The sequence below is a fragment of the Cupriavidus sp. 09_S30 genome (assembly GCF_056930435.1).
Map to the genome: position 1 here is coordinate 3,179,364 of NZ_JBXOWI010000001.1, position 15,959 is coordinate 3,195,322.

13 protein-coding genes are annotated in these 15,959 nt (G+C 69.6%); 8 read left to right on the forward strand and 5 right to left on the reverse strand.

Annotation, left to right across the window (positions count from 1 at the left end):
- Positions 1-4 precede the first annotated feature (4 nt).
- Complete coding sequence (locus AC1Z3O_RS14910) at positions 5-1,735, forward strand: efflux transporter outer membrane subunit (protein WP_483516475.1); 1,731 nt, start codon at positions 5-7, stop codon at positions 1,733-1,735.
- Between the two features lie 43 nt (positions 1,736-1,778).
- Here the strand turns inward: AC1Z3O_RS14910 and AC1Z3O_RS14915 are convergent, their stop codons facing one another.
- Together AC1Z3O_RS14915 and AC1Z3O_RS14920 are read right to left on the reverse strand one after the other, a co-directional pair.
- Positions 1,779-3,203, reverse strand: coding sequence for a sensor histidine kinase (locus AC1Z3O_RS14915; RefSeq protein WP_483516476.1), 1,425 nt, complete (start codon positions 3,201-3,203; stop codon positions 1,779-1,781).
- Positions 3,196-3,906, reverse strand: coding sequence for a response regulator (locus AC1Z3O_RS14920; RefSeq protein ID WP_483516477.1), 711 nt, complete (start codon positions 3,904-3,906; stop codon positions 3,196-3,198). Before AC1Z3O_RS14920 ends, AC1Z3O_RS14915 begins: the two co-directional genes overlap by 8 nt.
- A 179-nt stretch (positions 3,907-4,085) precedes the next feature.
- Between AC1Z3O_RS14920 and AC1Z3O_RS14925 the strand changes: the two genes are divergently transcribed.
- Together AC1Z3O_RS14925 and AC1Z3O_RS14930 are read left to right on the forward strand one after the other, a co-directional pair.
- Positions 4,086-5,090 (forward strand): tripartite tricarboxylate transporter substrate binding protein, encoded by a 1,005-nt coding sequence (locus AC1Z3O_RS14925; protein ID WP_483516478.1) that lies wholly within the window; start codon positions 4,086-4,088, stop codon positions 5,088-5,090.
- A gap of 388 nt (positions 5,091-5,478) precedes the next feature.
- On the forward strand, positions 5,479-6,171 hold the full coding sequence (locus AC1Z3O_RS14930) for a hypothetical protein (protein WP_483516479.1): 693 nt from the start codon (positions 5,479-5,481) through the stop codon (positions 6,169-6,171).
- A gap of 42 nt (positions 6,172-6,213) precedes the next feature.
- On the opposite strand, the gene AC1Z3O_RS14935 is transcribed toward AC1Z3O_RS14930, so the two are convergent.
- Positions 6,214-7,131 carry a LysR family transcriptional regulator gene (locus tag AC1Z3O_RS14935; protein ID WP_483516480.1) on the reverse strand — a complete coding sequence of 306 codons (918 nt, stop codon included), beginning with the start codon at positions 7,129-7,131 and terminating at the stop codon, positions 6,214-6,216.
- A gap of 108 nt (positions 7,132-7,239) precedes the next feature.
- On the opposite strand from AC1Z3O_RS14935, the gene AC1Z3O_RS14940 reads away from it, so the two are divergent.
- From AC1Z3O_RS14940 to dacB, 5 genes are all read left to right on the forward strand, one after another.
- A complete protein-coding gene (locus AC1Z3O_RS14940; RefSeq protein WP_483517615.1) occupies positions 7,240-7,770 on the forward strand; it encodes a PACE efflux transporter in 531 nt (176 codons plus the stop codon).
- Positions 7,771-7,901: 131 nt separating this feature from the next.
- On the forward strand, positions 7,902-9,173 hold the full coding sequence (locus AC1Z3O_RS14945; RefSeq protein ID WP_483516481.1) for a flavin-dependent oxidoreductase: 1,272 nt from the start codon (positions 7,902-7,904) through the stop codon (positions 9,171-9,173).
- Between the two features lie 68 nt (positions 9,174-9,241).
- Positions 9,242-10,384, forward strand: coding sequence for an ABC transporter substrate-binding protein (locus tag AC1Z3O_RS14950; RefSeq protein ID WP_483516482.1), 1,143 nt, complete (start codon positions 9,242-9,244; stop codon positions 10,382-10,384).
- A gap of 74 nt (positions 10,385-10,458) precedes the next feature.
- Entirely contained in the window at positions 10,459-10,989 is a 531-nt protein-coding gene (locus AC1Z3O_RS14955) for a MarR family winged helix-turn-helix transcriptional regulator (protein ID WP_483516483.1), read from the forward strand.
- A gap of 155 nt (positions 10,990-11,144) precedes the next feature.
- On the forward strand, positions 11,145-12,677 hold the full coding sequence (gene dacB / locus AC1Z3O_RS14960; protein ID WP_483516484.1) for a D-alanyl-D-alanine carboxypeptidase/D-alanyl-D-alanine endopeptidase: 1,533 nt from the start codon (positions 11,145-11,147) through the stop codon (positions 12,675-12,677).
- Between the two features lie 206 nt (positions 12,678-12,883).
- On the opposite strand, the gene AC1Z3O_RS14965 is transcribed toward dacB, so the two are convergent.
- Complete coding sequence (locus tag AC1Z3O_RS14965; protein WP_483515947.1) at positions 12,884-14,014, reverse strand: IS481 family transposase; 1,131 nt, start codon at positions 14,012-14,014, stop codon at positions 12,884-12,886.
- Between the two features lie 930 nt (positions 14,015-14,944).
- On the reverse strand, positions 14,945-15,931 hold the full coding sequence (locus AC1Z3O_RS14970) for an L-threonylcarbamoyladenylate synthase (protein WP_483516485.1): 987 nt from the start codon (positions 15,929-15,931) through the stop codon (positions 14,945-14,947).
- Positions 15,932-15,959: the final 28 nt, after the last annotated feature.

Here is a 15,959-nt window from a genome sequence, read left to right on the forward strand (position 1 = left end):
ATACATGAACGCCATCTTCCGTCCCTCCCGACACTACGCCCCGCTGGCACTGGCCTGCGCCCTGCTGCTGGGCGGCTGCGCGGTCGGCCCCGACTACAAGCGGCCCGACGCGCCGATGACGCCCGCCTTCAAGGAAGCCGCGTCCGCGGCCGCGGACGCCGGCACGCCCAGCACACAATGGGGCGAGTGGAAGCCCGCCGATCCGCAGGACGCCAGCGAACGCGGCAAGTGGTGGGGGATCTACCAGGATCCCGAGCTCGACGCGCTGATGTCGCAGGTGCAGATCTCGAACCAGAACATCAAGGCCGCCGAGGCACAGTACCGCCAGGCGCAGGCCCTGCTGCAACAGGCGCGCGCGGGCTACTATCCCACGGTGGACGCCTCGGCATCCGCCAGCCGCGGCCGCAGCGGCACGACCACGGGCGGCGTCGTGCGCATCGCCAACAGCCAGAACGTCACGCTGACCGCGAGCTGGGAGCTCGACCTGTGGGGCAAGGTGCGGCGCCAGGTGGAAAGCAGCGATGCGAGCGCGCATGCAAGCCAGGCCACGCTGGCCTCTACCCTGCTGTCGACCCAGGCCACGCTGGCGCAGACCTATTTCCTGCTGCGCATCGCCGACCAGCAGAAGGCATTGCTCGACCGCACCGTGGGCGACTACGCCCGCTCGCTGCAACTGGTGGAGAACCGGTACGCGGTCGGCACGGCCCAGCGCTCCGACGTGCTGCAGTCGACGACCCAGCTCAAGAGCGCCCAGGCCCAGCAGATCGACATCCAGATCACGCGCGCGCAGCTTGAGCACGCCATCGCCATCCTGATCGGCAAGCCGCCCGCCGAGTTCTCGCTGGCCCCGCGCGACTTCACTGCCAAGGTGCCGCACGTGCCGCTGGCGATGCCCTCGGCGCTGCTGGAGCGCCGCCCCGACATCGCCACCGCCGAACGGCAGATGGCCGCGGCCAACGCCCAGATCGGCGTGGCGCAGGCCGCCTACTACCCCACGCTGACGCTTGCCGCCTCGGGGGGGCTCTCGGCGGCCACGCTGGCGCGTTGGGTGTCGCTGCCGGACCGGGTCTGGTCAATCGGCCCGGCCCTGGCCGGCACGCTGTTCGACGGCGGCCTGCGCAGCGGGGCCAAGGCACAGGCTGTGGCCGCCTACGACCAGTCGGTGGCCAACTACCGGCAGACGGTGCTGGCGGCCTTCCAGGAAGTCGAGGACAACCTCGCCGCCGCGCGCCTGCTGACAGACGAAGCGACGGTGCAGAACGATGCGCTGTACTCCGCGCGCGAAGCCCTCTCGCTGGTCTACAACCGCTATCGCGCCGGCACCGCCGCACTGCTCGACGTGCTGACGGCGCAGACCACCGCCTACACGGCCGAAGTGACGGCGTTGACCATCTACGGACGCCAGTTCACCTCGAGCGTGGTGCTGATGCGCGCGCTGGGCGGCGGCTGGCACGTGGAACCGGTGGATGCCACACTGGGCGCTCCTACTGAGGCGCTCGGCGCGGCCGGCGCCCCCGGCAATCCCGCCGCGAACAAGGCGCAGGGCGCCGGCGCCGCGCTTGCCGTCGATGTCCCCACGTGGACGCCGTTGGCGGCACCGACTGCACCAGCGGCACCGGCGGCACCGGTCTCCCGGGGAGCCCCGTCCGGGGCGCCCGCGCGCGCCGCCACGCAGTCGGTCGCGCAGGATACGCCCGCCGGCCGCGATGCCGGCGCAGGCAGCCGATCGCGCTAGGCCTGCCCGCGCGGGCACAGCAGGCGGCTTACGAAGCCAGCCGTCAGGTGGCCGGCGCCGGCTCCGCGAACACCACACGCACGCGCAGGCCCGCGCCCGCGGCGCCCGCCTGCAACGCCAGCGCGGCACCGTGCGCCGCGGCGATCTCGCGCACGATGGTCAGGCCCAGGCCGCTGCCCCCCGGCCCTGCACCCTTGCCCCGGTGGAAGGGCTCAAGCACCGCCGCGCGCTCCTGCTCGGGGATGCCGGGCCCGTCGTCCTCCACCTCCAGGACCCGCGCCGCACCCTCCGCCCGCGTGCGCACGGTCACGGTGCCGCCGCGCGGCGTGTAGCGCAGCGCGTTGTCCACCAGGTTGACCAGCAGTTCGTGCAGCAGCTCGGTGCCGAGCACCATCTGCGGCCCCATCTCCTCCAGGCCCAGGTCGATGCCCCGCGCGCGCGCCGCCGGCATCAACTCCACGCAGACCTCACGCGCCAGCACGCTCAGGTCCAGCGGCGCTGCCGGCGCGGCACCGCCATGCGCGGCGCGCGCGGTGGACAGCAGCTGGTCGGCCAGGGCCGCCATGCGCGCGCTGCTGTCCGCCAGGCCTTGCGCGATGCGGCGCAGCTCGGCCGGATCCGTCTCGCGTGCCGCAAGCTGTGCCTGCATGCGCAGCACCGCCACCGGCGTGCGCAACTGGTGCGCGGCGTCGGCGATGAAGCGCCGCTGCGCGGCCAGCGCCTGGTCGAGGCGGCCCATATAGCCGTTCATCGCCTGCACCAGCGGGAGCGCTTCGCGCGGCGCAGCGTCCAGCGACAGCGGCGTGGTGGCACCGGGCTGGCGCGCGGCCACGGCATCGCGCAGCGCATCGAGCGGCGCCAGCGCGCGCCGGGTGAACAGCCAGATGACCAGCGTCGCCGCCAGCGTCAGGATCAACTGCCCCCACAGCACTTCCAGCAGGATCTTGCGGGTCAACGCCTGGCGCGAGCCCACCGTCTCGGCCACCTCGATCAAGGCCATGCCGCCGTGCGCGCCGGTGGCATCCATCACCGGCTGGTGCAGGGCGGCCACGCGCACCGGCCGGCCACGGTATTGCGCATCGTAGAAGCTCACCAAGGCCGGGTAGAGCGCGGTGCGCGGCTGTGCGGCGTCATAGGGCGGCAGGTCGCGATAGCCGGAGACGAACTCGCCATGCACACCGGTGACGCGGTAGTACATGGTGGCGTTCATGCCGACCTCGAAGGTATCCAGCGAGATATAGGGCGCGTCCACGCGCACGCCGGCCGGCGTCAGCGAGATGCGCTCGGAGATATTGCGCGCCGAGGCCAGCAGCGTGCGGTCATAGGCGAGGTCGGCCGAGGCCAGTGCCTTGCGGTAGGCCACCACGCCGTAGGCGGCCTGCAGCAGCAGCAGCGGGGGAATCAGCCACCACAGCAAGCGCGCACGCAGGCTGGCGCCGGCGCGCGGCGCGGCCGCGGCGTCAGGCACCGACGGGCTCCAGCAGGTAGCCCAGCCCGCGCAGGGTCACGATGGCCGCGCCCGAGCCTTCCAGCTTGCGCCGCAGGCGGTGCACGTAGACCTCGATCACGTCGGGCTGGGTGTCCTCGGCCAGGGTGAAGATGCTGGCGAAGATCTTGTCTTTGCTGGCGGTACGGCCCGGCGGGCTCATCAGCACCTCGAGCACGGCGTGCTCGCGCGGTGTCAGCGGCAGCGCTTCGCCGTGCACGCTGAAGCTGCGCGCCACGGTGTCGAAGCGCAGTCCGCCGCAGGCCACCTGCGGCAGCTCGGTCTGGCGCGATCGGCGCAGCAGCGCCTTCACGCGCGCCTCGAACTCGGACAGGTCGAAGGGCTTGGCCAGGTAGTCGTCGGCACCGAGGTCGAGGCCGCGCACGCGCTCGCCCACCTCGCCGCGCGCGGTCAGGATCATCACCGGCACGCGGCAGCCGCGCCGGCGCAGCGTGGCCAGCAGGTCGAGGCCGTCGCGATCGGGCAGCGTCAGGTCCAGCAGCACGAGCGCATAGTCGCTGCCCGCGCCGGAGGCGCCGATGCCGCCGCCCGCGTGCATGCTGAACAGCAGGGCCTCGGCAGTGCCGGCGTCGGCCGCGCGCTCCACGGTGAAATGCAGGGCGCGCAGCGCCTGCGCCACCCAGGTGGCGAGTTCATCGTGGTCCTCGACCAGCAGTACTCTCATGACAAGCGCTCCCCCGTTTTTTTCTTGTGCCCGTTCTTGTGCCCGCCCCAGGCCCGCACGCAACCGACGTGGCTTGCGCGCCGTCGCCAGGCGCTATTCTCGCACCGACGCCGGCGCGCACCGGCTTCGCCAGAACCGGCTTCGCTAGAATCTGCCCCGCACCCGCAAGGAAACCGCCGATGATCCACGCCCTCCCCCGCGCGCTGCAGCGCGCCGCCCGCCTGCTGCTCGCCGCCTGCGCGGCGCTGCCGCTGTACGCGGCCGGCGCCGCGGGCGTGCCCGAGTGCATCGTGCCGGCCAAACCCGGCGGCGGCTTCGACCTGACCTGCAAGCTGGTGCGCGCGGCCCTGCCGCTGGTGGTGCCGCAGATGGCGCCGCAGTCGCCGCCCATGCACGTGACCTACCTGCCCGGGGGCATCGGCGCGGTAGCCTACAACACGCTGATCACGCAGCGCGCCGCCGAGCCCGACACGCTCGTGGCCTTCTCCGGCGGCTCGCTGCTGGCGCTGGCGCAAGGCAAGTTCGGAACCTACGGGGTGGATGACGTGCGCTGGGTCGGCACGCTGGGTGCCGACTATGGCGTGATCGCCGTGCGCGCCGACTCCCCCTTCCACTCGCTGCGCGACCTGGTGCGCGCGCTCTCGTCCGATCCCGCCCAGGTAGTGTTCGCCGCCGGCGGCACCATCGGCAACCAGGACTGGATGAAAGCGGCACTGGTGGCACGCGAGGCCGGCGTCGATTTCAAGCGCTTCCGCTTCGTCGGCTTCGAAGGCGGCGGCGAAGCCTTCACCGCGCTGCGGGCCGGCTACGTGCAGGTGGTCTCGGGAGACGCTTCGGAAGCGGTGGCACAGCTTGCCACCGGCAAGGTGCGGCTGCTCGCCGTGCTGGCCGAAGCGCGCTTGCCGGGCCGGCTCGCCGCCGTGCCGACGGCCAGGGAACAGGGCTACGACATCGTCTGGCAGATCGCTCGCGGCGTCTACATGGGCCCGCGCCTGCCCGAGGCGGACTACCGCCGCTGGGTCGACAGGCTGGCGCGGTTGCAGGCCAGCCCCGAGTTCGCCAGGCTGCGCGAGCAAGCGGGCCTCTTCCCCTTCGACCGCCATGGCGACACGCTAGGCGCCTATGTGCGGGAAAGCGTGGCGCGCTACCGCGTGCTGGCGCGCGGCATCGGCCTGGAACCGTAGCCGCCGCAACCGGCGTGCGCCGGCGCACACGGCTGCCCCCTCCCTCCGCTCTTCGGCTTAGTACAAGCGCCTAAGGGCACCCAGGGCATTAAGACATCCGGCGGATTGCGGTGCCGGGTGTCGCCTCCGACACTGAAGATACGGGCAGCAACGATGCTGCCGTCGTCGCACACGCCGCGCATGCCGGCCTTGCGAACGCAATGATGCCGCTTGCCGGGACCGGCGCGCAACAGACGCGCCCCAACCCCGCACCGGCCACCTGACCCCGGGGGATCCAGCCATGACACCCATCAGCCCGTAGCCGGTCGGCCCAGCCCGTCCAGCCCGGCCGGCAGCCAGGTGGCAGCCGGCCGCATTCGCAGCTTTCCAGCCTACGGAGAGAGCTGTCATGGATCGTTCCAGCGAACGCGGCACCCGTGCGTGCGCGCGGCGGACCCGCCATGGCCACGCACCGGTCCGCCCCTGGCTTGCCACGCTGACGGCCTGCCTCGCGCTGCACGCACAGGCGGTATGGGCAGCCGACGCGCCCGCCGCCCCCGAGACGGGTACACACGCCGATGATGTCGCCAGCGATGTCGCCAACGATGTCGCCAACGATGTCGCCAACGATGTCGCCAATGAGAGCGCCAATGAGGGCGCCAATGAGGGCGCGAGCGTGCCCGCCGCGCCCGCCGGCAAGCCGCCGTTCCAGCAGCAGGTCTGGCTCGATGCCGGCTTCCTGTCTTACCACTTCGAGGACAGGGACACGCTCAACGCGTACAACTGGGGGTTCGGCGCGGCATGGCGCTTCACCGAGGACTTCACGCTGGTGGCGGGCACCTATCACAACAGCATGCGCGACCAGTCGACCTACGCCGCGCTGGCCTGGCAGCCGCTGCACCTGGGACCGTTCCGCCTGGGCCTGTTGGCCGGGGTAATACGCGGCTATCCCGATGTGGCGAACGGCGGCTGGTTCCCCATGGCCCTGCCGGTGATCAGCGTGGAATACGGCCGCGTCGGCGTCAACCTGGTGGTAGTGCCGAGCACCAGGGCGACCGGCACGGGCAGCCTGTCATTTCAGATCAAGGTACGGGTCTGGTAGCCGGCGGGCTGTGCATCCTGCCTGGCGCACTCAGGCCGGCGCTCAGGCCGGGAGGGGCTGCCGCAGCGCCTGCGCCGGCCTGGGCAAGGGCTGGCGGCAGATGCGCTCCTTGAGCCAGGCCGCCGCCTTGCCCAGCGGCCGCTGCTTGTGCCAGACCAGTTCCAGCGCCACCGGCCAGTCACGCTCGTCGAAATCCAGCGCGGGCGACACCAGTTGCGCCGCCGCCGGCGAATTGGCCGCCACGTGCCAGGGCACGAAGGCCCAGCCCAGCCCGCGCTTGACCAGTTCGACGATGACCCACTGGCTCTCCACCCACCAGACGTCGGCAGCCACGCGCAGCCGCATCTTCTCCTGGCTGGCCGTGCGCGTGGCCACCATCAGCTGGCGGTAGCGCTTGAGTTCCTCCCAGCCCACGCGCTGGCTGGCGAGCGGATGGTCGGGCGCGCAGATGATCTGCAGCGGCACCCATCCTAGGCCGTGGAAAGCCAGCTCGGGCGGCAGCACTTCCTGCCGCCACATGATGCCCAGGTCCGCCCCGCCCTCGATCACCAGCCGGCTCACGTCCTCCATCAGCGGAAACAGCAGTTCCAGCTCGACCGCGGGAAAGCGCGCGGAGAACTCCTCCAGCAGCACGCCCAGGGTTTCCTCAGGATAGAGCTCGTCGACGGCCAGCACCAGCCGCGTCTCCACGCCTTCGCCCAGGCTGGCAGCCACGCCGCGGAAGTGCTCGCAGCGCTCCAGGATCACGCGCGCCTCCGCCAGCAGCCGCTCGCCGGCCGGCGTCAGCGCGGGGTAGCGGCCGGCGCGGTCGAACAGGGCGTTGCCCAGGTCGATCTCCAGGTTGGACACCGCCGTGCTGACCACCGACTGCGCCTTGCCCAGGCGCCGCGCTGCGGCGGAAAACGAGCCGCAATCGGCCGCGGCCACGAAGGCCTGCAATTGGTCGAGTGAAAGACGCATCACCTTATCCCTTCATCTATCTGCTTTTCAGATATTACCCAACTTGATAGTCAGGGCCCATTGGATAGACTGCCCACCTTCGGCACCCCTGCAGACAAGACCATGAAGATGCGCACCCCCAAGGACAGGATCCGGCACACGATCGGCTTCGAGCTGATCGGCCTGGTGATATTCGCCCCGCTGGGCAGCTGGGTGTTCGGCTACGCCCTGCACCAGATGGGCGTGATGGCGGTGGTAGCCTCGGCCGTCGCGGCGGTCTGGAACTACGTCTACAACGTGCTGTTCGACAAGGCCATGCTGCGGCTGACCGGGCAGCTGCGCAAATCGACGCTGGTGCGCGTGCTGCACGCCATCCTCTTCGAGCTGGGCCTGCTGGTCGTCTTCCTGCCCGCGGTTTCCTGGTACCTGGGCATCAGCCTGCTGCAAGCGCTGCTGATGGACATCGCGGTGGCAGGCTTCTACATGGTCTACGCCTTCTTCTACAACCTGGCCTACGACTATGTGTTCCCGCTGGACGCCGCCGGGTCCGGCGGCCAGGCGGATTCCGTGGCCGCCGCCTCCACCGCCCCCGCCGCAAGCACCAAAGCCGCGAAGACCACCAAAGCCGCCAAGACCGCCAAGACCGCCGCGCTCGGCTGACGCGGCCACGGGTTTCCCCCAATCGTCCCCGGGCTTGCGGCTGTCGATTCGATTGTTATACTGCATAACAATATTTCGACAACCGGATCATCGCCCGCCGCCATCCGGCGCGCCGGGCAGGGGGAGACATCATGAAGATCGCGATCGCAGGCGGCGGCATCGGCGGGCTGGTGCTGGCGCTGATGTGCCATCGCCGCGGCATCGAGGCCGAGGTATGGGAAGCCAGCGAATCGCTGCGCCCGCTCGGCGTGGGCATCAACCTGCTGCCGCACGCGGTCCGCGAGCTGGCCGAACTGGGCCTGCAGGATGCGCTCGCCGAGATCGCCGTCGAGACCAGTTCGCTGTCCTACTACAACAAGCTCGGGCAGCGCATCTGGCACGAGCCGCGCGGCCGCGCCGCCGGCTATGACTGGCCGCAGTTCTCCATCCATCGCGGCGAATTCCAGATGCTGCTGCACCGGACCGCGGTGGAGCGGCTGGGCGCGGACCGCGTGCATACCGGCCATGTGTTCGAAACGGTCGTCGATACCGGCGAAAGCCGCCGCGGCCCGGGCGGCCCGGCCAGCTTCCGCCTGCGCCGCCGCGCGGACCAGGCCGAGGTGATGGCACAGGCCGACGTGCTGGTCGGCGCCGACGGCATCCATTCCGCGGTGCGCCGGCATTTCTATCCCGAAGGCGACCTGCCGCGCTTCTCGCGCCGCATGCTGTGGCGCGCCGTGACCGAGTCGGCGCCCTACCTGGACGGCCGCTCGATGTTCATGGCCGGGCACCAGGACCAGAAGTTCGTCGCCTACCCCATCTCCGAACCGCTGCGCCGGCAGGGGCGCTCGCTGGTCAACTGGATCGCCGAACTGCGCGTGCCGGACCACGTCAGCGATACGCCGCCGCGCAGCGACTGGAACAAGGAGGTCGACAAGTCCGTGTTCCGCGAGGCCTTCGCCGGCTGGCGCTGGGACTGGATCGACATCCCGGCCCTGATCGACGGCGCCGCCGCCATCTACGAGTTCCCCATGGTCGACAAGGACCCGCTGCCGCGCTGGACCTTCGGCAGAGTCACGCTGCTGGGCGATGCCGCGCACCCGATGTACCCGATCGGCTCGAACGGCAGCGCCCAGGCCATCATGGACGCGCGCCACCTGGTCGATTGCCTCGCCGGCAGCGGCGACATCGCCTATGCGCTGCGCGAGTACGAGGCCGAACGGCTGCCGCGCACCGCCGGCATCGTGCTGCGCAACCGGCTCAACGGCCCCGAGCAGGTGATGCAGCTGGCCGAGGAACGCGCGCCGCGCGGCTTCGCCGACATCGAGGCCGTGATCCCGCGCACGGAGCTAGAAGCCATCGCGCTGCGCTATAAGCAGCTCGCCGGCTTTGACCGGCAGTCCTTGCAGGGCGCTGCACGCTAGCCCCCTAGCCCGCTAGCCCGCCAGCCGCGCCGACAACCCACACTAAAAACACGAACGAGGAGACTCCCATGCCGCGCCCCCGCCTTGCCCACCTGCTGTTGTCGCTCGCCGCCAGCCTTGCCTGCGGCGCCGCGCTGGCCGATGTCACGGTCGGCGTCAGCCTGTCCGCCACCGGCCCGTCCGCCTCGCTGGGCATTCCCCAGCGCAACAGCATGCCGCTGCTGCCCGAGCGCATCGGCGGCGAGGCGGTGCGCTACGTGGTGCTCGACGACGCCTCCGACCCCACGCAGGCCACCAAGCTGGCGCGGCGCCTGGTCAGCGAGGACAAGGTCGACATCATCCTGGGCTCGTCTGCCGTGGCGCCATCGATCGCCATCGCCGAAGTGGCAGAGGAGAGCAAGACCGTGCAGCTCGCCTTCTCGCCCATCGAGCTGCGGCCAGGCCACGGCGAGTGGACCTACCGGCTGGCACAGCCCACCGGGCTGATGGCGCAGGCAGTGGCAGCCGCGGCGCGTAAGAACGGTGTGAAGACCATGGGCTTCATCGGCTTCGCCGACGCCTATGGCGAAACCTGGCTCAAGGAATTCAGCGCGGCAGCGGCGGCCAACGGCATCCGCATCGTCGCTACCGAGCGCTACGCGCGCTCGGACAGCAGCGTGACCGCGCAGACGCTCAAGCTGATCGCCGCCCGCCCCGACGCGGTGCTGATCGCCGGCGCGGGCACGGGCGCGGCCCTGCCGCATACGGCGCTGCGCGAACGCGGCTGGAACGGCCCGGTCTACCACACGCATGGCGCGGCCACCAAGGACCTGATCCGCATCGGCGGCAAGGCGGTCAACGGCGCCATCCTGCCCGCCGGCCCGGTCATCGTGGCCGAGCAGCTCGCCGCCGGCACGCCATCCAAGGCGGCGGGACTGGACTACGTGGGACGCTACGAGAAGCAATACGGCGCCGAGAGCCGCACCCAGTTCGGCGCGCACGCCTATGACGCCGGCCTGGTGCTGCAGCGGATCGTGCCGGTCGCGCTGAAGCAGGCGCGCCCTGGCACGCCGGCCTTCCGCCAGGCGCTCAAGGATGCGCTGGAACACGAGCGCGACATCGTGGTCTCGCACGGCGTGCTCAACTACACCGCGCAGGACCATTTCGGCTTCGACCAGCGCGGCCGCGTGCTGCTGACCATCGACAACGGCAACTGGAAACTGCTGCCATGAACCGCGCGTGATCCCGTTCCCGGCGGCCATGCGATACTTTGCGTGACCCAGCGTCCCGCACCGACCTGCTTATCATGACGACAGCTTCGCCACGCCCGCACGGCCACCGCGATCCACTCGCCCCGAACCCGGCACTGCAGGATGCCGGCTTCGACCCGCACCTGCCCGACGTCGACTATGGCGTGCTCGACGGCCTGGTCGGCTATGCCATCCGGCGCGCGCAGATCCGCATCTACGAAGACTTCGTGCAATCGATGGCACCGTGGCAGATCACGCCGCCGCGCTTCTCCGCCCTGGTGATCATCGCGCGCAATCCGCACCTGAAGCTGACCGACCTGGCGCGCATCCTGGGCATCGCGCGTTCGGGCGCGGTGCTGCTGGTGGACGCGCTCGAAGAGATGAAGCTGGTCGAGCGGCGGCCCGCGCCGGCCGACCGCCGCGCGTACAGCCTGGCACTGAGCCACACCGGACGCAAGACGCTGGCCGCCGTGACCGAGGCGGTGCGCGCGCACGACTCTCGCATCGCGCAACAGCTCACGCCCGAGGAACAGGCCACGCTCAAGGCACTGCTGGCGCGGCTCGGGCCGCCGGCAGCGCAATCCTAGTCCACTGAATCACTGAAATCGGTCAATGCCTGCCATGCCAAGCGGCGCGCAAGCCGCCCGGCAGGCACGGCGCCAACTTTTTTCTCGCGGCACGGCACATCGCTGCCTGCCGGCCGTCATCCGGATGCAGGCGGCCGTGCGTTAACATCGGCACCATGCCCAACCGCCCTCTCCTGCTCCGTCGCGGCCTGCTGCCGCTTTGCGCCGCCGCCCTGTTGTGCGCCGGCCACCTCCCCGCCGCCGATGCCAAGGCGCGCGCCGCCAAGCCCCATCACGAAAGCCATGCCAGGAACGCCGAGCCCGTGCAGCGCCTTGGCGGACTGCCCGCCAGCGTGGTGAGCGCGCTGGCGCGCGCCAATGTGCCGGCCTCGGCGGCCAGCTTCTATGTGATCAAGGTCGGTGCGCCGCAGGCGATCGCCAGCTGGAACGCGCAGGCGCCGATGAACCCGGCCTCCACCATGAAGCTGGTGACCACCTTCGCCGGCCTGCAATTGCTGGGGCCAGGCTTCCGCTGGCAGACCTCGCTCTATGCCGACAACCAGCCTGACGCCAACGGCACGATCAATGGCAACGTCTACCTGCGCGGGCGGGGCGATCCCAAGCTGGTTCCGGAGGAGATGGCCAAGCTGGTGGCCAGCGCCCGCACCGCGGGCGCCACCACCATCAACGGCGACCTGGTGCTGGACCGCAGCTACTTCGACGGCGGGCTGGACAACACCAGCACCATCGACGGCGAAAGCCTGCGCGCCTACAACGTGCAGCCCGATGCGCTGCTTTATTCCTTCAAGACCCTGTCCTTCACCGTCTCGCCGGACTCGTCCACGCAGTCGGTGTCGGTATCGGTCACGCCCGCGCTGGCGCAGCTCAAGCTCGACAACCGCCTGACGCTCACGCGCGGCAAGTGCCGTGACGGTGGCGCGCACGCCGATCCCGTGCTCTCATCGCAAGCGGACGGCACCGTGCTGGCCACCTTCGACGGCAACTATGCCGCGGAATGCGGGGAGCACATGGTCAATATCGCCGCGCTCTCGCACAACGACTTCGCCTGGGGCGGCTTCGTCGCGGAATGGCAGCGGGCCGGTGGGCGCTTCGCCCATGCGCCCGCGCTGCGCCTGGGCAAGGTGCCGCCGCGCGCCTACCTGCTGGCGCGGCACTACAGCGCACCGCTGTCCGACATCGTGCGCGACATCAACAAGTTCTCGAACAACGTGATGGCGCGCCAGCTCTTCCTCACCATCGGCGCCGAGCAGGACCACAGCGGCCCGGCCAACACCGCGCGCTCGGCACAGGTGATCCAGCGCTGGCTGCAACGCCAGAGCCTGAACATGCCTGACCTGGTGCTCGACAACGGCTCGGGGCTGTCCCGCGAGGAACGCATCAGCGCCTACGACATGGCACGGCTGCTGCAGCAGGCCGTGGCCAGCGACGTCGGGCCGGCGCTGATCGACTCGCTGCCCATCCTGGGCGTGGACGGCACGCTGCGCCATCGCCTGACGCGCACCAACGCGGCGGGCAACGCCTACCTGAAGACCGGCACGCTGCAGGGCGTGCGGGCGCTGGCGGGCTATGTCGATGCGCTGGATGGCAACCGCTATGTGGTGGTCGCCTATATCAACCACCCCAACGCCGCGCGCGCGCAGGAAGCGCACGATGCGCTGATGCAGTGGGTGTACAGGGGGGCTAAGTAGGAGGGAGGCTGGCGCTTGCTGGCGTTGGGGTGATGGATGACACCGACGGCTTCGTCCTGACGCTGGCGTGCTGGATCACACCGACGGCTTCGTTGTACGTGGCGCCTTGCTAGACCACCCCTCACCCCGGCCCTCTCCCCATTGTATGGACCGGGGACATAGGTAACGAGTGTTCGGAGACATAGGTAACACGTGATCTGCGCGCATCATGATGCGCGCAGATCAATTTCTCCGATCTCGAACCGACTGAACCACACACCAAAGCAGCCATCCTGCGCCTTGGGCCGCAAGGCAATGCGCTGGCCGATGAAGGCCTTGCCGATCCGCAACCGTTGGCGGCCCACCTCGATGCGCGCGGACCTGTCGACTTTATAGACCTTGTCTGAGGACAAGTACTCCACCGCAGGCAACGTTTCCGGATACACCACGACGCTGGCGCGATAGCGCTGCAGCGGCACGGCCATGCCCAACGCCTGATGAGGACGCTTGCCGTTGTACACCTCGCGATATTGATTGAAGGCACGCTGCGCCTGTGCGTTGTCGACAAAGCGCCGATGCTGTAGCAGCTCGACCTTGAGCGTGCGGTGAAACCGCTCGTCCTTGCCCTGCGTCTGCGGATGATACGGTCGCGAATGACTGACCCCGATGCCCAACTGCATCAGCCAGACCGTCAGCGCGGTATAGCCCAGCCCGTCGAGGTCCCCGCCCCAGGGTGGGCCATTGTCCATCGTCATGCGCCGTGGCAGGCCGTAGCGGCGGAATACGGCGATCAGGTGCGGCTTGACCGTGTCGCTGCGCTGGTCTGCGCAGGCGGCCAGGCACAGGTTGAAGCGCGAATGGTCGTCGAGCACCGTGAGCGGATGGCAGCGCCCGTGCTCGTTGAGCACGTAGCCCTTGAAATCCATCTGCCACAAGGCATTGGGCGCATCATGCTCGAAACGCTGGAACGGCCGCTGGCCGCCCGCTGCCCCTTCGCCAAGCCGCCCATGGCGGCGCAGGATCTCGTGCACCGTGCTCGGCGCCGGCACCGACGGCAATCCAGCGTTCTGCAGCAGCCGCGCCAGCTTGCGCGCGCCCCAATACGGATGCGCGTCGCGCAGCGCCAGCACCTGCTGCTCGACCTCGGTGCTCGTCTGCCGCGGACTCGCGGCCGGCCGCCGGCTCTGGTCCGCCAGCCCGTCAGCACCATCCTGCGCATACCGCTCCAGCCATTTGTAGAGCGTCTTGGCCGCGATGCCCCAGCGCCTGGCCAACTCCCGTCGGTTCGCGCCAGGCTGGCTCGCTAGCATCACCAATTCCCTGCGTTGTTCCATGCGTGACACCTCCTTCCATGGCATGGCAGGTCTCCTTAAAGGCACTGCCAACCAGTCTAGATGTGTTACCCATGTCTCCGAACAGGTGTCACCTATGTCCCCGGTCCATACACCCATGAGGGGAGAGGGGGTCAAGACACTATGCTTGGCCAGCGGTGTTGGCGCATCTTGTCGGCTTCGGCTGGCGCGATGGGCTTCGCGCCGCGTCGGTTTGCTCCCCTCTCCCGCTTGCGGGAGAGGGGCCGGGGGTGAGGGCGGGCGCTGGAAAACGGCGACGTGCTGGATAACACCGACGGCTTCGTCTTTGCGTCGGCAAGCTGGACCACACCGAGGGCTTCGTTGTTCGTGGCGCCTTGCTAGACCACCCCTCTCCCCATGAGGGGAGAGGGAGCCAAGACACTATGCTTGGCCAGCGGTGTTGGCGCATCCTGTCGGCTTCGATAAGCGCGCCGGGTTTCGCTGCCGCGCCGGTTTGCTTTACAAATCGAGAAGGCGCAAGCCGCCCGTTTCACGAAAGGGCCAGCCTTGGCAAGGCTGCCGGCAGCCCGTGCCAGCACGCCCACCACGAAACCAGCCACGACCGGCAGGAAGTGGCGGCCAGCCGCGGTAACGGCAGGATGGTCGAACTACTACCGCGGCCCGGCATCAGGGGCGCAGCAATCCATGCTCCCGGCATCGGCAGCGTCGACCACTTTAAGCACCGGACGCGGCAGCGATCAGCAGAGGCGACACGCCCACCTCAGCTGGCGATAACCCAAGCGAGCCTTATTGCTCTGCCCCCGGCAGGGTCTGCTTTCTTTTCGTTAGTTTTCTTTGCAGAACGCAAAGAAAAGTGACCGGCAGCCCCCGAAGGGGGATGTCGTATGGCCTTTGGGTGCAACAGCCAACACCGCTCAGAGCAAGGATGCGATGCAGCCACCTCACGCGATATAGGCAATGCGATATCAGCAACGTCTACTCGAACGCCGCGGCCGCCCGCTGCAGGCGGTCGCGCACACCGTCCCACTCATGCCCCTCGGGCAAGCGTTCAAAGACCAGGCGGACAAACCCTTCCTTATCCAGCCGCCGCAGCAAGCGATACAGCTCGCGCGCGTAGGCCTTGGGATCGGCCGGCGCCTGCACCCAGGTGCAGCGCGCATCAACCGGCGCGGAACTGCCCACCCAGGCGATCCGCGCATCGGCAGGCAACGCGGCCAGTTGCTCCGCCAGCGTGCTGGCATCGGCGAGGAACAGCGGCGTGCGCGGCGCGTAGTGCGCTTTCAGCGTGCCCGAGGCGCGCGGCGCGGCGGCATCCGGTGGCAGCGGCGCGGTGCCCAGCACGGCAGCCATCATCGCCGGCGTGATCGCGCCCGGGCGCAACAGCACCGGCCCCACGCCCTGGTCCAGCCGCGACAGGTCGACGATGGTCGATTCGATGCCCACTTCCACGCCATCGCCTTCCAGCACGTAGACGCTGTCGCCGAACTCGTCGCGCACATGCTGCGCGGTGGTCGGGCTGACCTGGCCGAACTTGTTGGCCGAGGGTGCCGCAATGCCGCCGCGGCCACGCTTGAAGCGCGACAGCAGCGCCTGTGCCACAGGGTGCGAGGGACAGCGCAGGCCGATGCTGTCCTGGCCGCCGGCCACGGCGGCGGGAATGTGCGCGGCACGCTTGAGGATCAGCGTCAGCGGGCCGGGCCAGAAGGCTTCGATCAGCTTGCGCGCGGCCTCGGGCACCTCATCGACCCAGTAGCTGATATCGGCGCCGTCGACCACGTGGACGATCACTGGATGGTTGGACGGGCGTCCCTTGGCGGCAAAGATGCGCGCCACCGCCTCCGGGTTCTCGGCATCGGCGCCCAGGCCGTAGACGGTCTCGGTGGGAAAGGCGACCAGTTGGCCGGCCTCGAGCAGGCGGACGGCTTCGTCCAGTTCAGCGGCCGTGGGCATGCGCGGCGACATGGTGATCCTCGTGATGCGGTGTTCGATG